At 66.5% G+C, this 13,747-nt stretch carries 16 protein-coding genes; 5 read left to right on the top strand and 11 right to left on the bottom strand.

Going from position 1 to position 13,747, the window contains the following annotated elements:
• Window positions 1-4 precede the first annotated feature (4 nt).
• From AC1POX_RS01910 to AC1POX_RS01895, 4 genes are read left to right on the top strand one after another with little or no spacing between them, the layout of a single operon-like run.
• On the top strand, window positions 5-1,204 hold the full coding sequence (locus tag AC1POX_RS01910) for a beta-ketoacyl-[acyl-carrier-protein] synthase family protein (RefSeq protein ID WP_372357131.1): 1,200 nt from the start codon (window positions 5-7) through the stop codon (window positions 1,202-1,204).
• Window positions 1,204-1,977, top strand: coding sequence for a beta-ketoacyl synthase chain length factor (locus tag AC1POX_RS01905; protein WP_014091382.1), 774 nt, complete (start codon window positions 1,204-1,206; stop codon window positions 1,975-1,977). Before AC1POX_RS01910 ends, AC1POX_RS01905 begins: the two co-directional genes overlap by 1 nt.
• Complete coding sequence (locus AC1POX_RS01900; protein ID WP_372356686.1) at window positions 1,974-2,795, top strand: glycosyltransferase family 2 protein; 822 nt, start codon at window positions 1,974-1,976, stop codon at window positions 2,793-2,795. Before AC1POX_RS01905 ends, AC1POX_RS01900 begins: the two co-directional genes overlap by 4 nt.
• Window positions 2,792-4,414: an NAD(P)/FAD-dependent oxidoreductase gene (locus AC1POX_RS01895; RefSeq protein ID WP_372356685.1), complete on the top strand. Its 1,623-nt coding sequence runs from the start codon at window positions 2,792-2,794 to the stop codon at window positions 4,412-4,414. Before AC1POX_RS01900 ends, AC1POX_RS01895 begins: the two co-directional genes overlap by 4 nt.
• Window positions 4,415-5,136: 722 nt before the next feature.
• On the opposite strand, the gene fabG is transcribed toward AC1POX_RS01895, so the two are convergent.
• The gene (fabG, locus tag AC1POX_RS01890; protein ID WP_011348965.1) at window positions 5,137-5,868 is read right to left on the bottom strand and encodes a 3-oxoacyl-ACP reductase FabG; all 732 of its coding nucleotides are present in this window, start codon (window positions 5,866-5,868) and stop codon (window positions 5,137-5,139) included.
• A gap of 182 nt (window positions 5,869-6,050) precedes the next feature.
• Between fabG and AC1POX_RS01885 the strand changes: the two genes are divergently transcribed.
• Window positions 6,051-6,590, top strand: coding sequence for a hypothetical protein (locus tag AC1POX_RS01885; protein ID WP_303400456.1), 540 nt, complete (start codon window positions 6,051-6,053; stop codon window positions 6,588-6,590).
• 9 nt (window positions 6,591-6,599) lie between these two features.
• Here AC1POX_RS01885 and AC1POX_RS01880 read toward each other — a convergent pair whose 3' ends face one another.
• From AC1POX_RS01880 to xanC, 10 genes are all read right to left on the bottom strand, one after another.
• Window positions 6,600-7,031: a hotdog family protein gene (locus AC1POX_RS01880; protein ID WP_029820681.1), complete on the bottom strand. Its 432-nt coding sequence runs from the start codon at window positions 7,029-7,031 to the stop codon at window positions 6,600-6,602.
• Window positions 7,018-9,384 carry an MMPL family transporter gene (locus AC1POX_RS01875; RefSeq protein WP_014091386.1) on the bottom strand — a complete coding sequence of 789 codons (2,367 nt, stop codon included), beginning with the start codon at window positions 9,382-9,384 and terminating at the stop codon, window positions 7,018-7,020. The genes AC1POX_RS01880 and AC1POX_RS01875 overlap by 14 nt, the downstream gene beginning before the upstream one ends.
• Complete coding sequence (locus AC1POX_RS01870; RefSeq protein WP_041469883.1) at window positions 9,374-9,655, bottom strand: hypothetical protein; 282 nt, start codon at window positions 9,653-9,655, stop codon at window positions 9,374-9,376. The genes AC1POX_RS01875 and AC1POX_RS01870 overlap by 11 nt, the downstream gene beginning before the upstream one ends.
• Window positions 9,591-9,818, bottom strand: coding sequence for a hypothetical protein (locus AC1POX_RS01865; RefSeq protein ID WP_011348969.1), 228 nt, complete (start codon window positions 9,816-9,818; stop codon window positions 9,591-9,593). Before AC1POX_RS01865 ends, AC1POX_RS01870 begins: the two co-directional genes overlap by 65 nt.
• Before the next feature lie 138 nt (window positions 9,819-9,956).
• Entirely contained in the window at window positions 9,957-10,604 is a 648-nt protein-coding gene (locus tag AC1POX_RS01860) for a LolA-related protein (protein ID WP_109290505.1), read from the bottom strand.
• Window positions 10,528-11,502: an LpxL/LpxP family acyltransferase gene (locus AC1POX_RS01855; protein WP_008571161.1), complete on the bottom strand. Its 975-nt coding sequence runs from the start codon at window positions 11,500-11,502 to the stop codon at window positions 10,528-10,530. The genes AC1POX_RS01860 and AC1POX_RS01855 overlap by 77 nt, the downstream gene beginning before the upstream one ends.
• A complete protein-coding gene (locus AC1POX_RS01850; protein ID WP_057681223.1) occupies window positions 11,499-11,786 on the bottom strand; it encodes an ApeI family dehydratase in 288 nt (95 codons plus the stop codon). The genes AC1POX_RS01855 and AC1POX_RS01850 overlap by 4 nt, the downstream gene beginning before the upstream one ends.
• A gap of 11 nt (window positions 11,787-11,797) precedes the next feature.
• The gene (locus AC1POX_RS01845) at window positions 11,798-12,547 is read right to left on the bottom strand and encodes a lysophospholipid acyltransferase family protein (protein WP_008571158.1); all 750 of its coding nucleotides are present in this window, start codon (window positions 12,545-12,547) and stop codon (window positions 11,798-11,800) included.
• Window positions 12,548-12,600: 53 nt separating this feature from the next.
• The gene (locus AC1POX_RS01840) at window positions 12,601-13,284 is read right to left on the bottom strand and encodes a COG4648 family protein (RefSeq protein WP_008571156.1); all 684 of its coding nucleotides are present in this window, start codon (window positions 13,282-13,284) and stop codon (window positions 12,601-12,603) included.
• A gap of 37 nt (window positions 13,285-13,321) precedes the next feature.
• On the bottom strand, window positions 13,322-13,591 hold the full coding sequence (gene xanC, locus AC1POX_RS01835; RefSeq protein ID WP_005914783.1) for a xanthomonadin biosynthesis acyl carrier protein XanC: 270 nt from the start codon (window positions 13,589-13,591) through the stop codon (window positions 13,322-13,324).
• Between the last annotated feature and the right edge of the window lie 156 nt (window positions 13,592-13,747).

The raw sequence follows: 13,747 nt of genomic DNA, 5'->3' as shown, positions 1-13,747 counted from the left end.
CCAGATAGCCCCGGTTGCCGTCACCGCGTTCACTTCCACCACCGCACTCGGTGCCGGGCTTGCCGCCCAGGCCGCCGCGTTGACCGCCCGACGCAGCGGCCTGCGTCGCAACGATTTCGGGCCGCAACCGCTGCTGCCCTGCTGGGTCGGGCGCGTCGATGGCGTTGAAGAGGTTGTGCTGCCCGATTCTCTGCACGCGTGGGATTGCCGCAACAACCGCCTGGCCTGGCTGGCACTGCAGCAGGACGGGATGGCGCAGGCCGTGCAGGCCGCCGCGCAGCGCTACGGCGCCGAGCGGGTAGCGGTGATCATCGGCACCTCCACCTCCAGCATCGGCGCCAGCGAAGAAGCGTATACGCGGCTGGTCGACGACGCCGACGGCGCGCGCTTCCCCGAGGATCTGAATCGCCCGATCGTGCACACCCCGCATTCGCTGGGCGACTTCGTGCAGCACGCCACCGGCCTGCGTGGCCCGTGCGTGACCGTGGCCACGGCCTGTTCGTCCAGCGCCAAGGTGTTCGCCCAGGCGGCGCGGCTGATGGAGGCCGGCGTGATCGACGCGGCGCTGGTCGGCGGCGTGGACACCTTGTGCGGCAGCGTGCTGTTCGGCTTCAACTCGTTGCAGGTGGTGGCGCCGGAGATGTGCCAGCCGTTCGACGCGCGCCGGGTCGGCCTGAGCCTGGGCGAGGCCGGCGGCTTTGCGCTGCTCGAACGCCCGGCCGCCACACCGGATGCCGCGCTGTGGCTGTACGGCTACGGCGAATCCAGCGACGCGCACCATATGTCGGCGCCGCATCCGCAAGGGCTGGGCGCGCAGCTGGCGATGCGCGGTGCGCTCGACCGCGCCGGTCTGGAGCCGGCCGCAGTGGGCTATCTGAATCTGCACGGCACCGCCACGCCGGCCAACGACAGCGTGGAAGCCGCCGCAGTGGCAGCGATCTTCCCCGGCACCTTGCACGCCAGTTCGACCAAGGCCTGGACCGGCCACACCCTGGGCGCGGCCGGCATCGTCGAATCGGTGATCGCACTGCTCGCGCTGCGCGACGAGGTGCTGCCCGGCACGCTCAACAGCGACATCCCCGACCCGGCCTGTGGCCCGCAAATCCGCTTCGACAACGCCCATGCCCGCATCGATTACGCCATGAACAACTCCTTCGGCTTTGGCGGCAACAACTGTTCGCTGCTGTTCGGGCGGGCGTGCTGATGCTGACCGCGACCATCGAAGGAATCGGCTTCTGGACCCAGGGTCTGCCCAACTGGGACGCTGCCAGCGCCTTCGCGCGCGGCGGCGCGCTGCAGGAAACTCCCGCCCGCCCGGCGCCGCAGCTGCTGGCCGCCAACGAACGCCGGCGTGCGCCGGATACGGTGGCCGTGTCGCTGGAAGCCGCGCTGGCCGCCTGTAACGCCGCAGGCCGCGACCCGGCCAGCCTGCCGTCGATCTTTACCTCGACCTACGGCGACCTGGCCATCTCCGACTACATGTGCACCACGCTGGCCAGCGATCCGTTGGCGATTTCGCCAACCAAGTTCCACAACTCGGTGCACAACGCCGCCGCCGGCTACTGGACCATCGGCGCCGGTGCGATGACCCCGGCCACGGCGATGAGCGCCAGCCTGGGCAGCTTTGCGCAGGGCCTGCTGGAAGCGCTGGTGCAACGCGCTGCCGGCGCCCAGGCCGTGCTGCTGGCCAGCTACGACGCCCGCTCGGTCGGGCCGCTCGGGCGCGTCGCCCCCAGCCAGGGGCTGCTGGGTAGCGCGCTGGTGCTGGGCGCCCCCGGCCAGGCCGGCAAGCCGCAGCTGCACGCACATCTGGACGACGGCGCGCCCTCGCCCGGCGATGGCGCGCTGGCGCGCCACATCGCCGGCAATGCAATGGCGCCGATGCTGCCGCTGCTGGACCTGTTGGCCGGCAATGGCGGCAGCGTGGCGCTGTATGCCACGCCGGGCCGGGTGCTGCGCGTGGAGGTCCGGCAATGAGCCGGCAACCGCTGAGCCGCGAGGACACCGCCACCCTGGTGCCGGCCTTGAACGAGGCGCTGCGCATCCGCGAAGTGGTCACCGACGCGCTGACCTATTGCGCGCACGTCATCGTGATCGACGACGGCTCCGACGACGGCACCGCCGAGTGCATCGCCGGCATGCCGGTCACGCTGATCCGTCACCCGCAGCGCATGGGCAAGGGCGCGGCACTGCGCAGTGGCTTTGCCGAAGCACAGCGGCTTGGCATGCGCGCGGTGATGACCATGGACGGCGATGGCCAGCACAAGGCGGCCGATTTCCCGCGCCTGCTGGCCGCCGCCAACCGCCACCCAGGCTGCGTGATCATCGGTGCGCGCATGCGCAAGCGCGCCGCCCAGCCCACCATCCGCCGCATCGGCAATGATTTCGGCGACTGGGGCATTGCCTGGGGGTGCGGCTTCGGCCTGATCGACAGCCAAAGCGGCCAACGCTTGTATCCGGCCTCGGTGTTCACCCTGCCCAACGTGCCCGGCGAGGGCTTCGTGTTCGAAGCGCAGCTGCTGATTTCGGCCGCACGCCAGGCTGGCGCGCGCGTGGTCGCCGTGCCGATCGAGACCCGCTACGCCGGTACCTCGCCGGGCACCTTCCGCAAGAGCCATTTCCGGCTGGTGCGCGACCTGTGGAATATCACCTCGCACGTGGTCAAACAGGTGTGGGCATACGGCCATGTGTGGCGCGAATATCGCCGCGTGCGCGCCAACCCGGTGATCGTTGACGATCCCGATGGCGAATTTGCTACTGTCCCCGCGGTCACCAAGAGCAATCACTCCTCATGAATGCACAGCGCGCCGATGTCGTGATCACCGGGGGCGGCCTGGCTGGCCTGAGCCTGGCCCTGCAACTGAAGCAGCGCGATCCGCAGCTTGCCATCACCGTGCTGGAACGGCGCGCGCATCCGGTCCGCGAGGCCGCGTTCAAGGTCGGCGAATCCACGGTGGAAATCGGCGCGCATTATTTTGCCGACGTACTGGGCCTGCGCGAGCATCTGGAGACCGAGCAGATCCGCAAGTTCGGTTTCCGGTTCTTCTTCTCCGACCAACGCCACGACATCGACCGCTGCACCGAACTGGGCGTGAGCAAGATCCTGCCCACGCCGTCGTGGCAGATCGACCGCGGCCGCTTCGAAAATTTTCTGGGCGAACGCGCGCGTGCCCAGGGCATTGCCTTCATCGACAGCTGCAGCGTCAAGGGCGTGGACCTGTCCGAAGACGACAGCGACCACGCCGTGCGCTTCGAACGCGACGGCACGCCAGGCACGCTGGGTGCGCGCTGGGTGGTGGATGCCAGCGGACGTGCCGGCCTGCTCAAGCGCAAGCTCGGCCTGGCGCAGGACAACGCGCACAACGCCAATGCAGTGTGGTGGCGCGTGGAAGGCCTGATCGACCCCAACGGCTGGTCGCAGGACAGCAGCTGGCTACAACGCTGCACGCCGCCGGACCGCTGGCGTTCGACCAATCACATGTGCGGGCCGGGCTACTGGTTCTGGCTGATCCCACTGTCGTCGGGTGCGCATTCGCTGGGCATCGTCTGCGATGCAGACCTGCATCCGTTGGAGAGCATGAACACCCACGAGAAGGCGATGACCTGGCTGCGCACGCATCAGCCGCAGGTGGCCGCCACGCTCGACCAGGCCGATTACCGGCTGCAGGACTTTCTGTTCCTGCGCAACTTCTCGTATGGCTGCAAGCAGGTGTTCTCGTCGCAGCGCTGGGCACTGACCGGCGAAGCGGGCGTATTCCTGGACCCGTTCTATTCGCCGGGCAGCGACTTCATCGCCATCTCCAACACCTACATCTGCGAATTGATCGGCCGCGACCGCGCCGGCAAGTCGCTCAGCCCGTACGTGGAGCTGTACCAGCAGCTGTATTTCTCGTTCTACGAAAACACGCTGACGCTGTATCAGGATCAGTACGCGCTGTTCGGCGACGAGCAGGTCATGCCGGTCAAGGTGATCTGGGATTACACCTATTACTGGTCGTTGCTGGCACCGCTGTTCTGCAGCGGTCGCGTCGCCCATCTCAGCCTGCTCTCGCGCATGAAGAACGACTTCCTGCACGCGCGCGACATGAACCTGGCAATGCAGCAGGTGCTGCATGCATGGGGCGTGCGCAATACCGCCCAGGGCATCGCCGCCGGTAGCGGACGGCTGCTGGACCAATACCTGATCGGCTGGTTCAACGAACTCAATGGCGCCTTGAACGACACACTCGACGATGATGCGTTTGTCGCACGCATCCACGGCAATGTCGCGCAGATGGCGGTCCTGGCGCGCGAGATCCTGCAACAGGCACGTCAACGCTACCCCGACCTGCCCGATCACGGCCTGGATGCGCTCACGGCCGATGCCAGCGGCGAGGCGATTCTTACGGCGCCGTGGTATGCCGACGCGGCGTGAGGCTGTGGAACGCGCCAACCCTGGCGCTTTTCCCTAGAAACGCATGTTCTCGAGCGGCACGTACTTCACGCAGGCGCGCTCTGATCATGAAGAGAAGAAGAGTCCGGCGGCCAAGCCGGCATGCCTTGCTCGCAGTCCTGCATACCGACACTTTCGACTGGTCCTCGCCGGCCCACGCAGCGCGACCTGACGCGGCATCGACACCACGGGAGAGCTACAGGGACATAGTGGCAGCCTGTCCCGCCATGATGGGCAAGCAAGAACCAGCAGCAAACGCACGGCGTCGAGCGCGCGGTGCCCTCACCGCTCGCGGGACACGCCGTAAACCCGTCCATGGGGGCTCGTTGGCGGCATCCATGCCGCCAACGGTCCCGCAATCGGCAAGGACACCGCACCAACAATTGGCTGGTGGTTTTGTTGAAGAGCGAGGACACCGCGTCGCGCGGTTCGATGCTCGCTTGTTGAAACCTGCGCGCACCAACCATCCCAACTGGTCCTTGCCCGCTCGCCGTCGCGGGACCTTTGGCGGCATGGATGCCGCCAAAGAGCTTACAAGGACGTACTTGCAGCGTGTCCCGCGATGGTGAGCGGGCAAGGACCCTGCAGCAACTCAAAGCTTCGACTACATGGTGTTCTCAACTGCCAGCCTAGCCGTGTACTGATAGCGACCCCAAAGCAGGCCGCGCCCGACTGGCACTACGCACTCGTTTTGTTGGTCGCCCTCAGCCCATCCCACCATTGACGCCGATCACCTGGCCATTGATGTAACCGGCCGCGTCCGAGCACAAAAAGGCGACCAGCGCGGCCACTTCATCGGGCTTGCCGACGCGGCCGGCCGGCACCAATTGCTTGATCACCTCCGGCGCGAAACTGTCGCCGACCATGTCGCTATCGATCACGCCCGGCGCGACCACATTCACTGCGATACCGCGGCTGGCCATTTCGCGCGAGAGCGACTTGCTGGCGCCGTGCAACGCCGCCTTGGCGGCGGCGTAGTTGGTCTGCCCGCGGTTACCCAGCACGGCCGCCACCGACGACACGCTGACGATGCGGCCCCAACGCGTGCGCGCCATCGGCAGCAGCAACGGCTGGGTGACATTGAAAAAACCGTGCAGCGACACGTCGATGACGCGGTGCCACTGCTCGGCATTCATGCCTGCCATCGGCGCGTCGTCATGGATGCCCGCGTTGTTGACCACGATCTGGATCGGGCCAGCGTCCAGCAAGCTCTCCAGCGCCGCCGAACTTGCCTGCGCGTCGGCCACATCGAAGGCCACTGCCTGTGCGCTGCCGCCATCGGCCACGATCGCGGCAACCACCTCGTCCGCACGCGCCAGATTGCGATTGGCGTGCACGATGACATGCAGGCCCTGCGCAGCCAGGTGGCGGCAGATCGCACCGCCAAGATCGCCGCTGCCGCCGGTAACAAGTGCGCGTCTTGCAGCTGAGTTCATAAGCCACGAACCATATGAGCAGAGAAGGAGCGTTATCGTAGATCAAGCTGCCCGTTGAAGGACGGACTCTTGGTACTTCTCGCGTATTTGCCTGACCATGCCGCAGATCCGATCGCTGCCGCTTGAGCGCTTTCGAATCCGGCTGGTAGCTTTCGAACACGGGCGGCGATGAACGAAACGAGATGAATGCAGTGAACTTGGCGGGCCTTGGTAAGCAAGGCGAGGACGCGATGAATGCATGGCTGCAGCTCCATGGCTTCAGCTATGTGGCCATTTGCCAAGCGCCGGACACCTTCGCGCCGTTGTTCGGCACAGCGGTCAAACGGCCGGATTTCCTGCTGTTGCTGGAGTCGATCGGCTTGATCGCCATCGACGTCAAGAACCGCAACAGGTACAAGAGAACCTGTTACAGCCTGCCCTATGAGGATGAACTCAGACGCGCGGTGGCGTTTGAGCGGCTGTTCCGCATTCCGGTCTGGTACGCCTATTTCAATCGCGAAGACGCTGGCCAGTCCTTCCATTGGATCAGCGCCTTGAAGGCACTCGAAGTCGGCGAGATCAAGACGCCGCACGATGGCAGTGCGGAATTCCTGTCGATCGGTCTGGAGCATTTCGAGCATCTGCACAGCGGCAGTGACATCGCGCGGCTGTATGCGCACCGCCTGCCCGGCGTCGGCAATCTGAGCGCGCTCATCGCGGCGAAGACACCCGTCAATCCCTGAGCGCAGGCCTCAGGCGGCGCCCAGCATGACCGTGGCGCGGCCTTCGGCAAGCAATTGCTCGCCATGGGTCAGCCGAAAACTGTATTGCTGGCTGTCGTCGCCCTGCATCAACACCTGCGCCTGGCAGTGGATCGCGTCCGGCAAGGTGTCCAGATACACCACGTGCAATTCCACGCTACGCAGCGCGACCAGCATGCCCGGGCGTACCGGCATGCCGGATTGGCGACCCAGCAATCCGCCATGCACGGCCATGGCCTGCGCGCCGTACTCGCACAGATGCAGCGCGCGCAAACGCCCGTTGCACCGCAGCGGATGCGTATCGCTGCGGTGTGCGTGACTGCGCAGCACAATGCGCTGTGCATCCCACTCAATCACTTCTTCCCACAGGCACATGCTGCCCTGGTGCGGAATCAGCGCAGCGATTGCGTCACGTCCCTGCATGCGGCTCTCCGTTCGCGGTGCGTTCCAGCGCCGGTTCGCGCGACACCAGCAAGGCCAGAATGAAATTGAACAACACGCCCAGCGCCACCGTGCTGCCGATGGCACGCAAGACCGGGATACTGGAAGCGGCCAACAGCGCAAACACCAGCAGTGTCATCAGGCTGCAGACGATCAACGCGTGCAGCGTGCGCAGCTGGTCGGCGTGATCGTCGCCGGCATGATCGAAGAACAGCGCGTAATCCAGGCCCAGACCGGCGGCCAGGATCAGCGCGATCAGATGGAACAGATTGAGCTCCACCCCGGTGCCGCGCAGGATCGCCAGGATCAGCACCGTGGTCAGCGCCATCGGTAGCAGCACCCGCACGATGCGGCGCGGGCTGCGCAATGCAATCGCCACGGTCACCGCCAGCAGCAATGCGGCAAGGACCAGCGCACCGAGCACGCGTCCGCGGTAGGCGGCCACCAGCGATTCGGAGGCGTCCTTCAGATCCAGCAATTGCGCGCCGCTGCCCTGCACGGCGGCCGCCAACACCGCCGGATCGCGCAGGCCGGTCAACGACACCAATGCGGTGCTGCGATCGCCACGGCCGAGCAGCAGGCCACCGACCGACGTGGCCAGCGGCGAGCCGCTCAGATCCTTCGGCAGCAGCGGTGCGGCGCGCTTGGCGGCGTCCAGATCCTGCAGGAACGGCGCAAACGCATCGCTGCGGAATGGCGTGGTGGCCACGGCGCGCTCGGTCAGCGCGCGCGCCTGGGCAGCATCGGGCAACGCGGCCTGTCGCGCACGCTGGGTCTTGGCACTGGGCAGATAGCGTGCCGCCATGTCGTAACCGAGCAACGCACCATCGCGCACCAGCGCATCCAGACGCGGGCGCAACTGCTCGCTGGCCTGCAACGCCGCTTCATCGCTGGCTGCCGGCAGCGCCAGCACGTAACGCACATCCGGCGCGCCCAGCTCCTGACGCAGATGGGTGTCCTGCGCCAAGGCCTTGGGTGGCACCGGGGTCAGCTTCGACAGATCGTTCTGCCAGAATTGCCCGGGCGCGAACACGATCACCGCAATGCCGATCACGGCCATCACCGCCAGGCTGATGCGTGGCCGCGGCAGGCGCGCAATGCCACGCCACAGCACCGCCAGCAGGCGCGAGTCCGCGTAGTCGCGCGGGGCCGGATCGATCAAGGCCGGCAACAGCCAGCGCGTGGTGACCGCGGCGGTGGCAAGTCCGGCGATGGTGAACACCGCCAACTGCCGCAGGCCGTCCACGCCGGAAAACAGGAAGGTCACATAGGCAATGCAGGTGGAGACCACGCCGGTGGCCAACGTCGGCCACAGGTGCCGTGCGTTCTCGCGCGGATCCAGACCGGGGCGCTGATGACTGAACAGGTGGATCGGGTAATCCTGCACCACGCCGATCAGCGTGAAGCCGAATGCCACGGTGATGCCGTGCACGCCGTCGAACAGCAGTGCCACCGCACCCAGGCCGGCCAGACCGGCGCTGGCCAGCGGCAGCACGCCAAGCACCGGAATCTTCCAGCTGCGGTAGGCCACCAGCAGCAACAGCACCAGGCCCACCGTATCCAGCGTGCCGATCCACTGCGCCTCGCCCTGCGTGCGCGCGGTGATTTCCACCGCGAATGCGCCCGGCCCGGTCAGCGTCAGCCGGGTGGCGGTGCCCTTGCTGACCTTCGCGAACGCCGCCTGCACGGCGTCGTAGGCCAGTTGCTGGCCGGTGGGGTCGAAGCCTGCCGCGCGGGTCTGCACGATCAACAGCGCCGAAGTGCCGGCGCGATCGAACCACACGTCATTGCGCGTGCGCGGCATCGCTGCCGGCTGCAGGGTTTCGGCCAGATGCAGGATTTCCATCGTGGGGTCGCGCGGCAGCAATGGCTCCACCATGGCCGCCGCCGGCGAGCCCAGATCCTGCACGCGCGCCTGCAACGCCGCTTCCAGCGTCGGCGCGTCGAGCGGGGTCTTGTCGAAGCTGTCGCTGAGCAGATAGCGGTACGGCAGCAAGCGCTTGGGAATCGCCTCCAACCCGGCATTGCCGCCGTTGCTGACCAGTTCGAACAGCTCCGGCTGCGCGGACAGCGCCTGGTGCAGTTGCTGCGACTGCTCGGCCAAGGTGACCGGATCGTTGTTGGACAACGCCATCAGCAGCAACCGCGATCCAGGGCCTTCGCCGAGTTCTTCGATCAGCAGTTTTTGCGCCGGCGTGCGCGGGGCGGGCATGAACTTGCGCAAGTCCCCAGTGACCTTGAGCGTCTCGCTCAACCAGAAGCCAGCCACTGCCAGCAAGGCCAGCCAAAACAGCGCAAGGCCGATGCGGCGGTTTGCGTTCAATTCAAGCGCCATGGCATGCATATCCTGCTGCAGCGGCCGAACGCCCGCCGGCCGCGCGCGCGGCATCGGGCTGCAACGACGCGTTGTTTTTCCTGAGGGCGGGCATGAACTTGCGCAAGTCCCCAGTGACCTTGAGCGTCTCGCTCAACCAGAAGCCAGCCACCGCCAGCAGGGCCAGCCAAAACAGCGCAAGGCCGATGCGGCGGTTTGCGTTCAATTCAAGCGCCATGGCATGCATATCCTGCTGCAGCGGCCGAACGCCCGCCGGCCGCGCGCGCGGCATCGGGCTGCAACGACGCGTTGTTTTTCCTGAGGGCGGGCATGAACTTGCGCAGATCGCCAGTGACCTTGAGCGTCTCGCTCAACCAGAATCCGGCCACCGCCAGCAGGGCCAGCCAAAACAGCGCCAGGCCGATGCGGCGGTTCGCGTTCAATTCAAGCGCCATGGCATGCATATCCTGCTGCAGCGGCCGAACGCCCGCCGGCCGCACGCGCGGCATCGGTCGTTATTGGCAACGTGCGGGTTTCAGCTGCGAAGGGTGTGATGTGTTTAGAGACGACCGGTGCAACCATCCCGCGCGCGGTCACGCGCCCGAACCGTGGCAGAGCGCGGTCAGCGCGGCGGCACCGGTCACGCCGGCGGCCGCGCGCGCGGCACCGGCCAGCAGGGTGCGCTGCATGTCGCCCTTGGCGGGCACGCTTTCGATACACCGCAGTTCGTCGTTGCCTCCGTACAGGCGCAATTCGTGCACCTGCTTGGCCACGGCAGCGTCCTTGGGCTGCAGCGTCAGCTGCCAGGCCTGCGGCTGGCCCTGCCCACTGACGCGGTAGTGCTGCTCCAGCAGCGCGCGGTCGCCGGACAGCAACGCGCCGAAGCCGGACTTCAAACCGGCCAGCTCGGGCACGCGGCTCAACGAGAAACGGCGTGGCGATTTGCCTTCGCGTTCCAGCACGCCTTCGTCGCCGGTCAGCGTGGTGGTTTCGTGGTACGGCGCACTGACCTCGCGCACCAGCGTCTGCGCGTCCGGGCGACGGTAGTGTCCTTCCACGCGCAACGGCGTCTTCAGCAAGGCCGAGCCGCGCAATTCGACGAATTCGGTGTTGACCGGTGCGGGGCGCGCCAGGCGCTGCAGCACCTGCCCGACGTCCAGCGTCTCAGGCGGTGCGGCGCATAGCGGTGCGGCGCTGAACAGCAGTATCAGCATCCACGGCAGGGTGCGGCACATCGGCATGGTGGGTGTTCCAGAAATCGTAGAAGTTGAACCAGTTGTACGGCGCGTAGCAGGTGTAATGTTCCAGCCTGGCAGCGTAATCGCGCATGAGTACCGCAAGCACCGGGGCGCGCTGACGACGCGGCACGTCCAGGCCCTCGCTGAAGGTTTCGAACGCCAGCTCGTAGTGATTGCCGCCGTGATACAGGCCGAACGCCAGCACCACCGGCACCTTGAGCGCCGCGGCGATCAACCACGGCGAGGTCGGGAACATCGCATTGCGACCCAGGAACATCGCCGGCAGCGCCGGGTCGCCTTCGCGCGGACGATCGATCAGCAGCGCCACCAGCGCACCGGCATCGGTGGCTTCCTTGATCGCCATGACGATCGAGGTCGCATCCATGCCGGCGTCGATGATGTTGGCGGCCAGCTGCGGGTTGAGCGCCCCCAGCAGGTCGGTCATGGCGCGGTTGTGCGCCTTGTCCAGCACCACCTTGACCTGCACGTCCGGGCGCTCGGTGGCCAGCACGCGCAGCGCATCGAAGCTGCCCAGGTGCGAGCCGAAGATCAGCACGCCGCGGCCGCGGTCCATTTGCGTGTGCAGTTGATCCAGGCCGGTGATGTCCACGCGGAAACGCTGCATCTGCCCGCACAGCATGTACACCCGGTCCAGGATGGTCGAGGCGAAGGTATGGATGTGCCGCGCCACATCGCGCAGCGTGGCCGGGCGGCCCAGCACCCGCGCCAGGTAGGCACGCGAGGCGGCGCGCTCGGGGCCACGCACCAGCAGGAAGTACAGCGTGATCGGATACAGCAGCGCACGCCCCACCGCACGTCCGGCGTGCCGTGCAATGCCGCGGATCAGCCACAACGCAAAGCGCCCGCCACCTTCCGGACGCTGTTTCCAGTGCTTGCTCATGCCGCCGCCTCGGCCACCAGTTCGCCGCTGACCAGCAACGCCTCGGCGCGCTGCACGCGGAAGCGCCAGCGCGGGCCATCGCCTTCCAGCGTGATCGAGGCGGTCTGGCCGGGCAGCAAGGGCTGCACGAATTTCACCTGCGGCAGGCGCATGGCCGCGCGCGGACCATGCAGGGCTTCCACCGCCTGCAGCACATGGTCGAGCACGACTACGCCAGGCACCACGGGACGGCCCGGGAAATGTCCGGGCAGGCAGGGATGATCATGCGGCACAACGAAATCCATAAGCGCAGAACTCAGATCCTGGGTTGAAGCATTGCAGCCACGGCCTTGTGTGCCTGCTCGGTCAATTGTTGGCGATCAGGCGCATCCGGCCCGGTCACCGCGATCGGCGCACCGATCCGCACGCGGATGATGCCCGGCCTCACCCTGAACAGGCCATCGACCGGCAAGACCTTGCCGCAGCCATCCAGCGCCACCGGCACCACCTGCACGCCAGCATCGATAGCGGCCTGCAGTAGCCCGGCCTTGAATGGCAATAATGCGCCGGTACGGCTGCGGGTGCCTTCGGGAAACAGACACAACTGTTTGCCCTCGCGCAGCAATGCGGCCGCCTGGCGCCGCACCAACGCCCCTGCCCTGCGGCTGTCGCGGTCCAGAAACAGCATGCCGGCGGCGCGCGCATACCAGTTCACGAAGGGCACCTTGCGCATTTCTTCCTTGAGTAAAAAGCGCAGCGGCACCGGCAAGGCATGGAACAGCGCGCAAATGTCGATGATCGACTGGTGGTTGCTCACGAACAGATAGTTCTTGGACCAATCCACCCGCTCGCGCCCTTCCACGATGACGGTGGCGCCCGCACCGCGGAACAGCACCGGCGCCCACATCCAGCTGCCCATGCGCAGCAGGCGGTCGGCGTCGCGCGTGATCGCCAGCGATGCCAATGCGTAGACGATGCCGCCAGCGGTAAAGGCCAGCGTGAACGCCAATTGCAACAGGTTGAACACAGCCCACGCCAAGCGCGACGGCATCCTTGCCAACGGCATTTTTGTCTTGTCCCCGAAAATATGCACGTCCGTCGCTGCCCCAGGCCACGCACTCAGCGCAGCAGATCGCGCCAGAAATCCGGCCCAAGCCGCGCCATCTGACGCAAGAAGTCTGGCAGATTACGATAGGGGCGCTGTGGAAACCAGCGGCCACGCAATAGATATTCCCCAACGAAGAAGCCGCCAATCACCCCATAGGCGAGCAGGTTGGCGAACAACGAGGCGCGCGCGTCGCTGATCGGCAGCGGCGAGGCATGACCCAGCTGCGCGAGCACGCCGCTGGGCTCGGCGCACAGACCCAGCACCAGATTGGCCAGGGTCAGACCGCACAGCAGCACTGCCCAGGCCAGCGTGAGGCGGCGCGTATAGCGGCGTTGTTCGGGCGTGATCAGCATGCCGGCCTGGCCGTACAGGCCCTCGACGATGCGCGTGATCAGCGGCGTGCGTCCGGCCCGCAGGCTGCGCCCGAAAAACCAGGCCACCCAACCGGTAAATACCACCGGCGGCGCCGCCAGCACCAACATCGCATACGGCGAATGCCACAGCGCGCCCAGCCCGGCAAGCAGCAACAGCGCCAACGCCCAGGCCCAGGGCCGGCGCGCAACCATCGGTTCGATCAACACCATCAGCACCAGCAAACCACCGGCGATGACGGCCAATTCCGGGCGGTGACTGGCATTGGCCCAATGCGCCAACGGCGAATACGCCACCGCCAGCAGAACGCCCAGCCCCAGCACCCACGCGGGTGCGTCGGGGGATGGCGCAGTTGGCAGATCAGACGGTCTTGTTGGCTTGGACATGCGCCGACAGTGCGCGCAGCGACGCGAAGATGCGACGGTTTTCGTCGTTGTCAGAGCGCAGCTGGAAGCCGTAGCGCTTGCTGATCGCCAGCGCCAGTTCCAGGGCGTCGATCGAGTCCAGCCCCAGCCCGGTATTGAACAGCGGCGCCTCCGGATCGATGTCGGCGGGTTGGACGTCTTCCAGGTTCAGACTTTCGACCAGGAGTTCGGCCAGTTCACGTTCGGCAGCGGTTTGCGAGGACATCCAGGATTTCCACAGGTCAGGGTCGGGCAACAAGAGTGAGAACAAGCAGGAGCAGCGCGGACGAGCATCGGCATGCATGAGCGTCGCGCCGGGCCGTAGTGTACGTTGCCGCCGCTGCCAATCCGAGCATCTGCCGCGCGGCTGGCCGGTGCCTGC

It is taken from the genome of Xanthomonas sp. NCPPB 3442, from assembly GCF_056725145.1.
The sequence above is the reverse complement of the archived record's forward strand: the minus strand, read 5'-3'. Positions and strand labels throughout refer to the sequence as shown.

Excerpts from the sequence above, each read along its gene's own strand:
- AC1POX_RS01905 (WP_014091382.1), top strand. The coding sequence starts at position 1,204 with ATGCTGACCGCGACCATCGAAGGAATCGGCTTCTGGACCCAGGGTCTG.
- AC1POX_RS01900 (WP_372356686.1), top strand. The coding sequence starts at position 1,974 with ATGAGCCGGCAACCGCTGAGCCGCGAGGACACCGCCACCCTGGTGCCG.
- AC1POX_RS01895 (WP_372356685.1), top strand. The coding sequence starts at position 2,792 with ATGAATGCACAGCGCGCCGATGTCGTGATCACCGGGGGCGGCCTGGCT.
- fabG (WP_011348965.1), bottom strand. The coding sequence starts at position 5,868 with ATGAACTCAGCTGCAAGACGCGCACTTGTTACCGGCGGCAGCGGCGAT.
- AC1POX_RS01885 (WP_303400456.1), top strand. The coding sequence starts at position 6,051 with ATGAATGCAGTGAACTTGGCGGGCCTTGGTAAGCAAGGCGAGGACGCG.
- AC1POX_RS01880 (WP_029820681.1), bottom strand. The coding sequence starts at position 7,031 with ATGCAGGGACGTGACGCAATCGCTGCGCTGATTCCGCACCAGGGCAGC.
- AC1POX_RS01875 (WP_014091386.1), bottom strand. The coding sequence starts at position 9,384 with ATGGCGCTTGAATTGAACGCAAACCGCCGCATCGGCCTTGCGCTGTTT.
- AC1POX_RS01870 (WP_041469883.1), bottom strand. The coding sequence starts at position 9,655 with ATGCCGCGCGCGCGGCCGGCGGGCGTTCGGCCGCTGCAGCAGGATATG.
- AC1POX_RS01865 (WP_011348969.1), bottom strand. The coding sequence starts at position 9,818 with ATGGCGCTTGAATTGAACGCGAACCGCCGCATCGGCCTGGCGCTGTTT.
- AC1POX_RS01860 (WP_109290505.1), bottom strand. The coding sequence starts at position 10,604 with ATGCCGATGTGCCGCACCCTGCCGTGGATGCTGATACTGCTGTTCAGC.
- AC1POX_RS01855 (WP_008571161.1), bottom strand. The coding sequence starts at position 11,502 with ATGAGCAAGCACTGGAAACAGCGTCCGGAAGGTGGCGGGCGCTTTGCG.
- AC1POX_RS01850 (WP_057681223.1), bottom strand. The coding sequence starts at position 11,786 with ATGGATTTCGTTGTGCCGCATGATCATCCCTGCCTGCCCGGACATTTC.
- AC1POX_RS01845 (WP_008571158.1), bottom strand. The coding sequence starts at position 12,547 with ATGCCGTTGGCAAGGATGCCGTCGCGCTTGGCGTGGGCTGTGTTCAAC.
- xanC (WP_005914783.1), bottom strand. The coding sequence starts at position 13,591 with ATGTCCTCGCAAACCGCTGCCGAACGTGAACTGGCCGAACTCCTGGTC.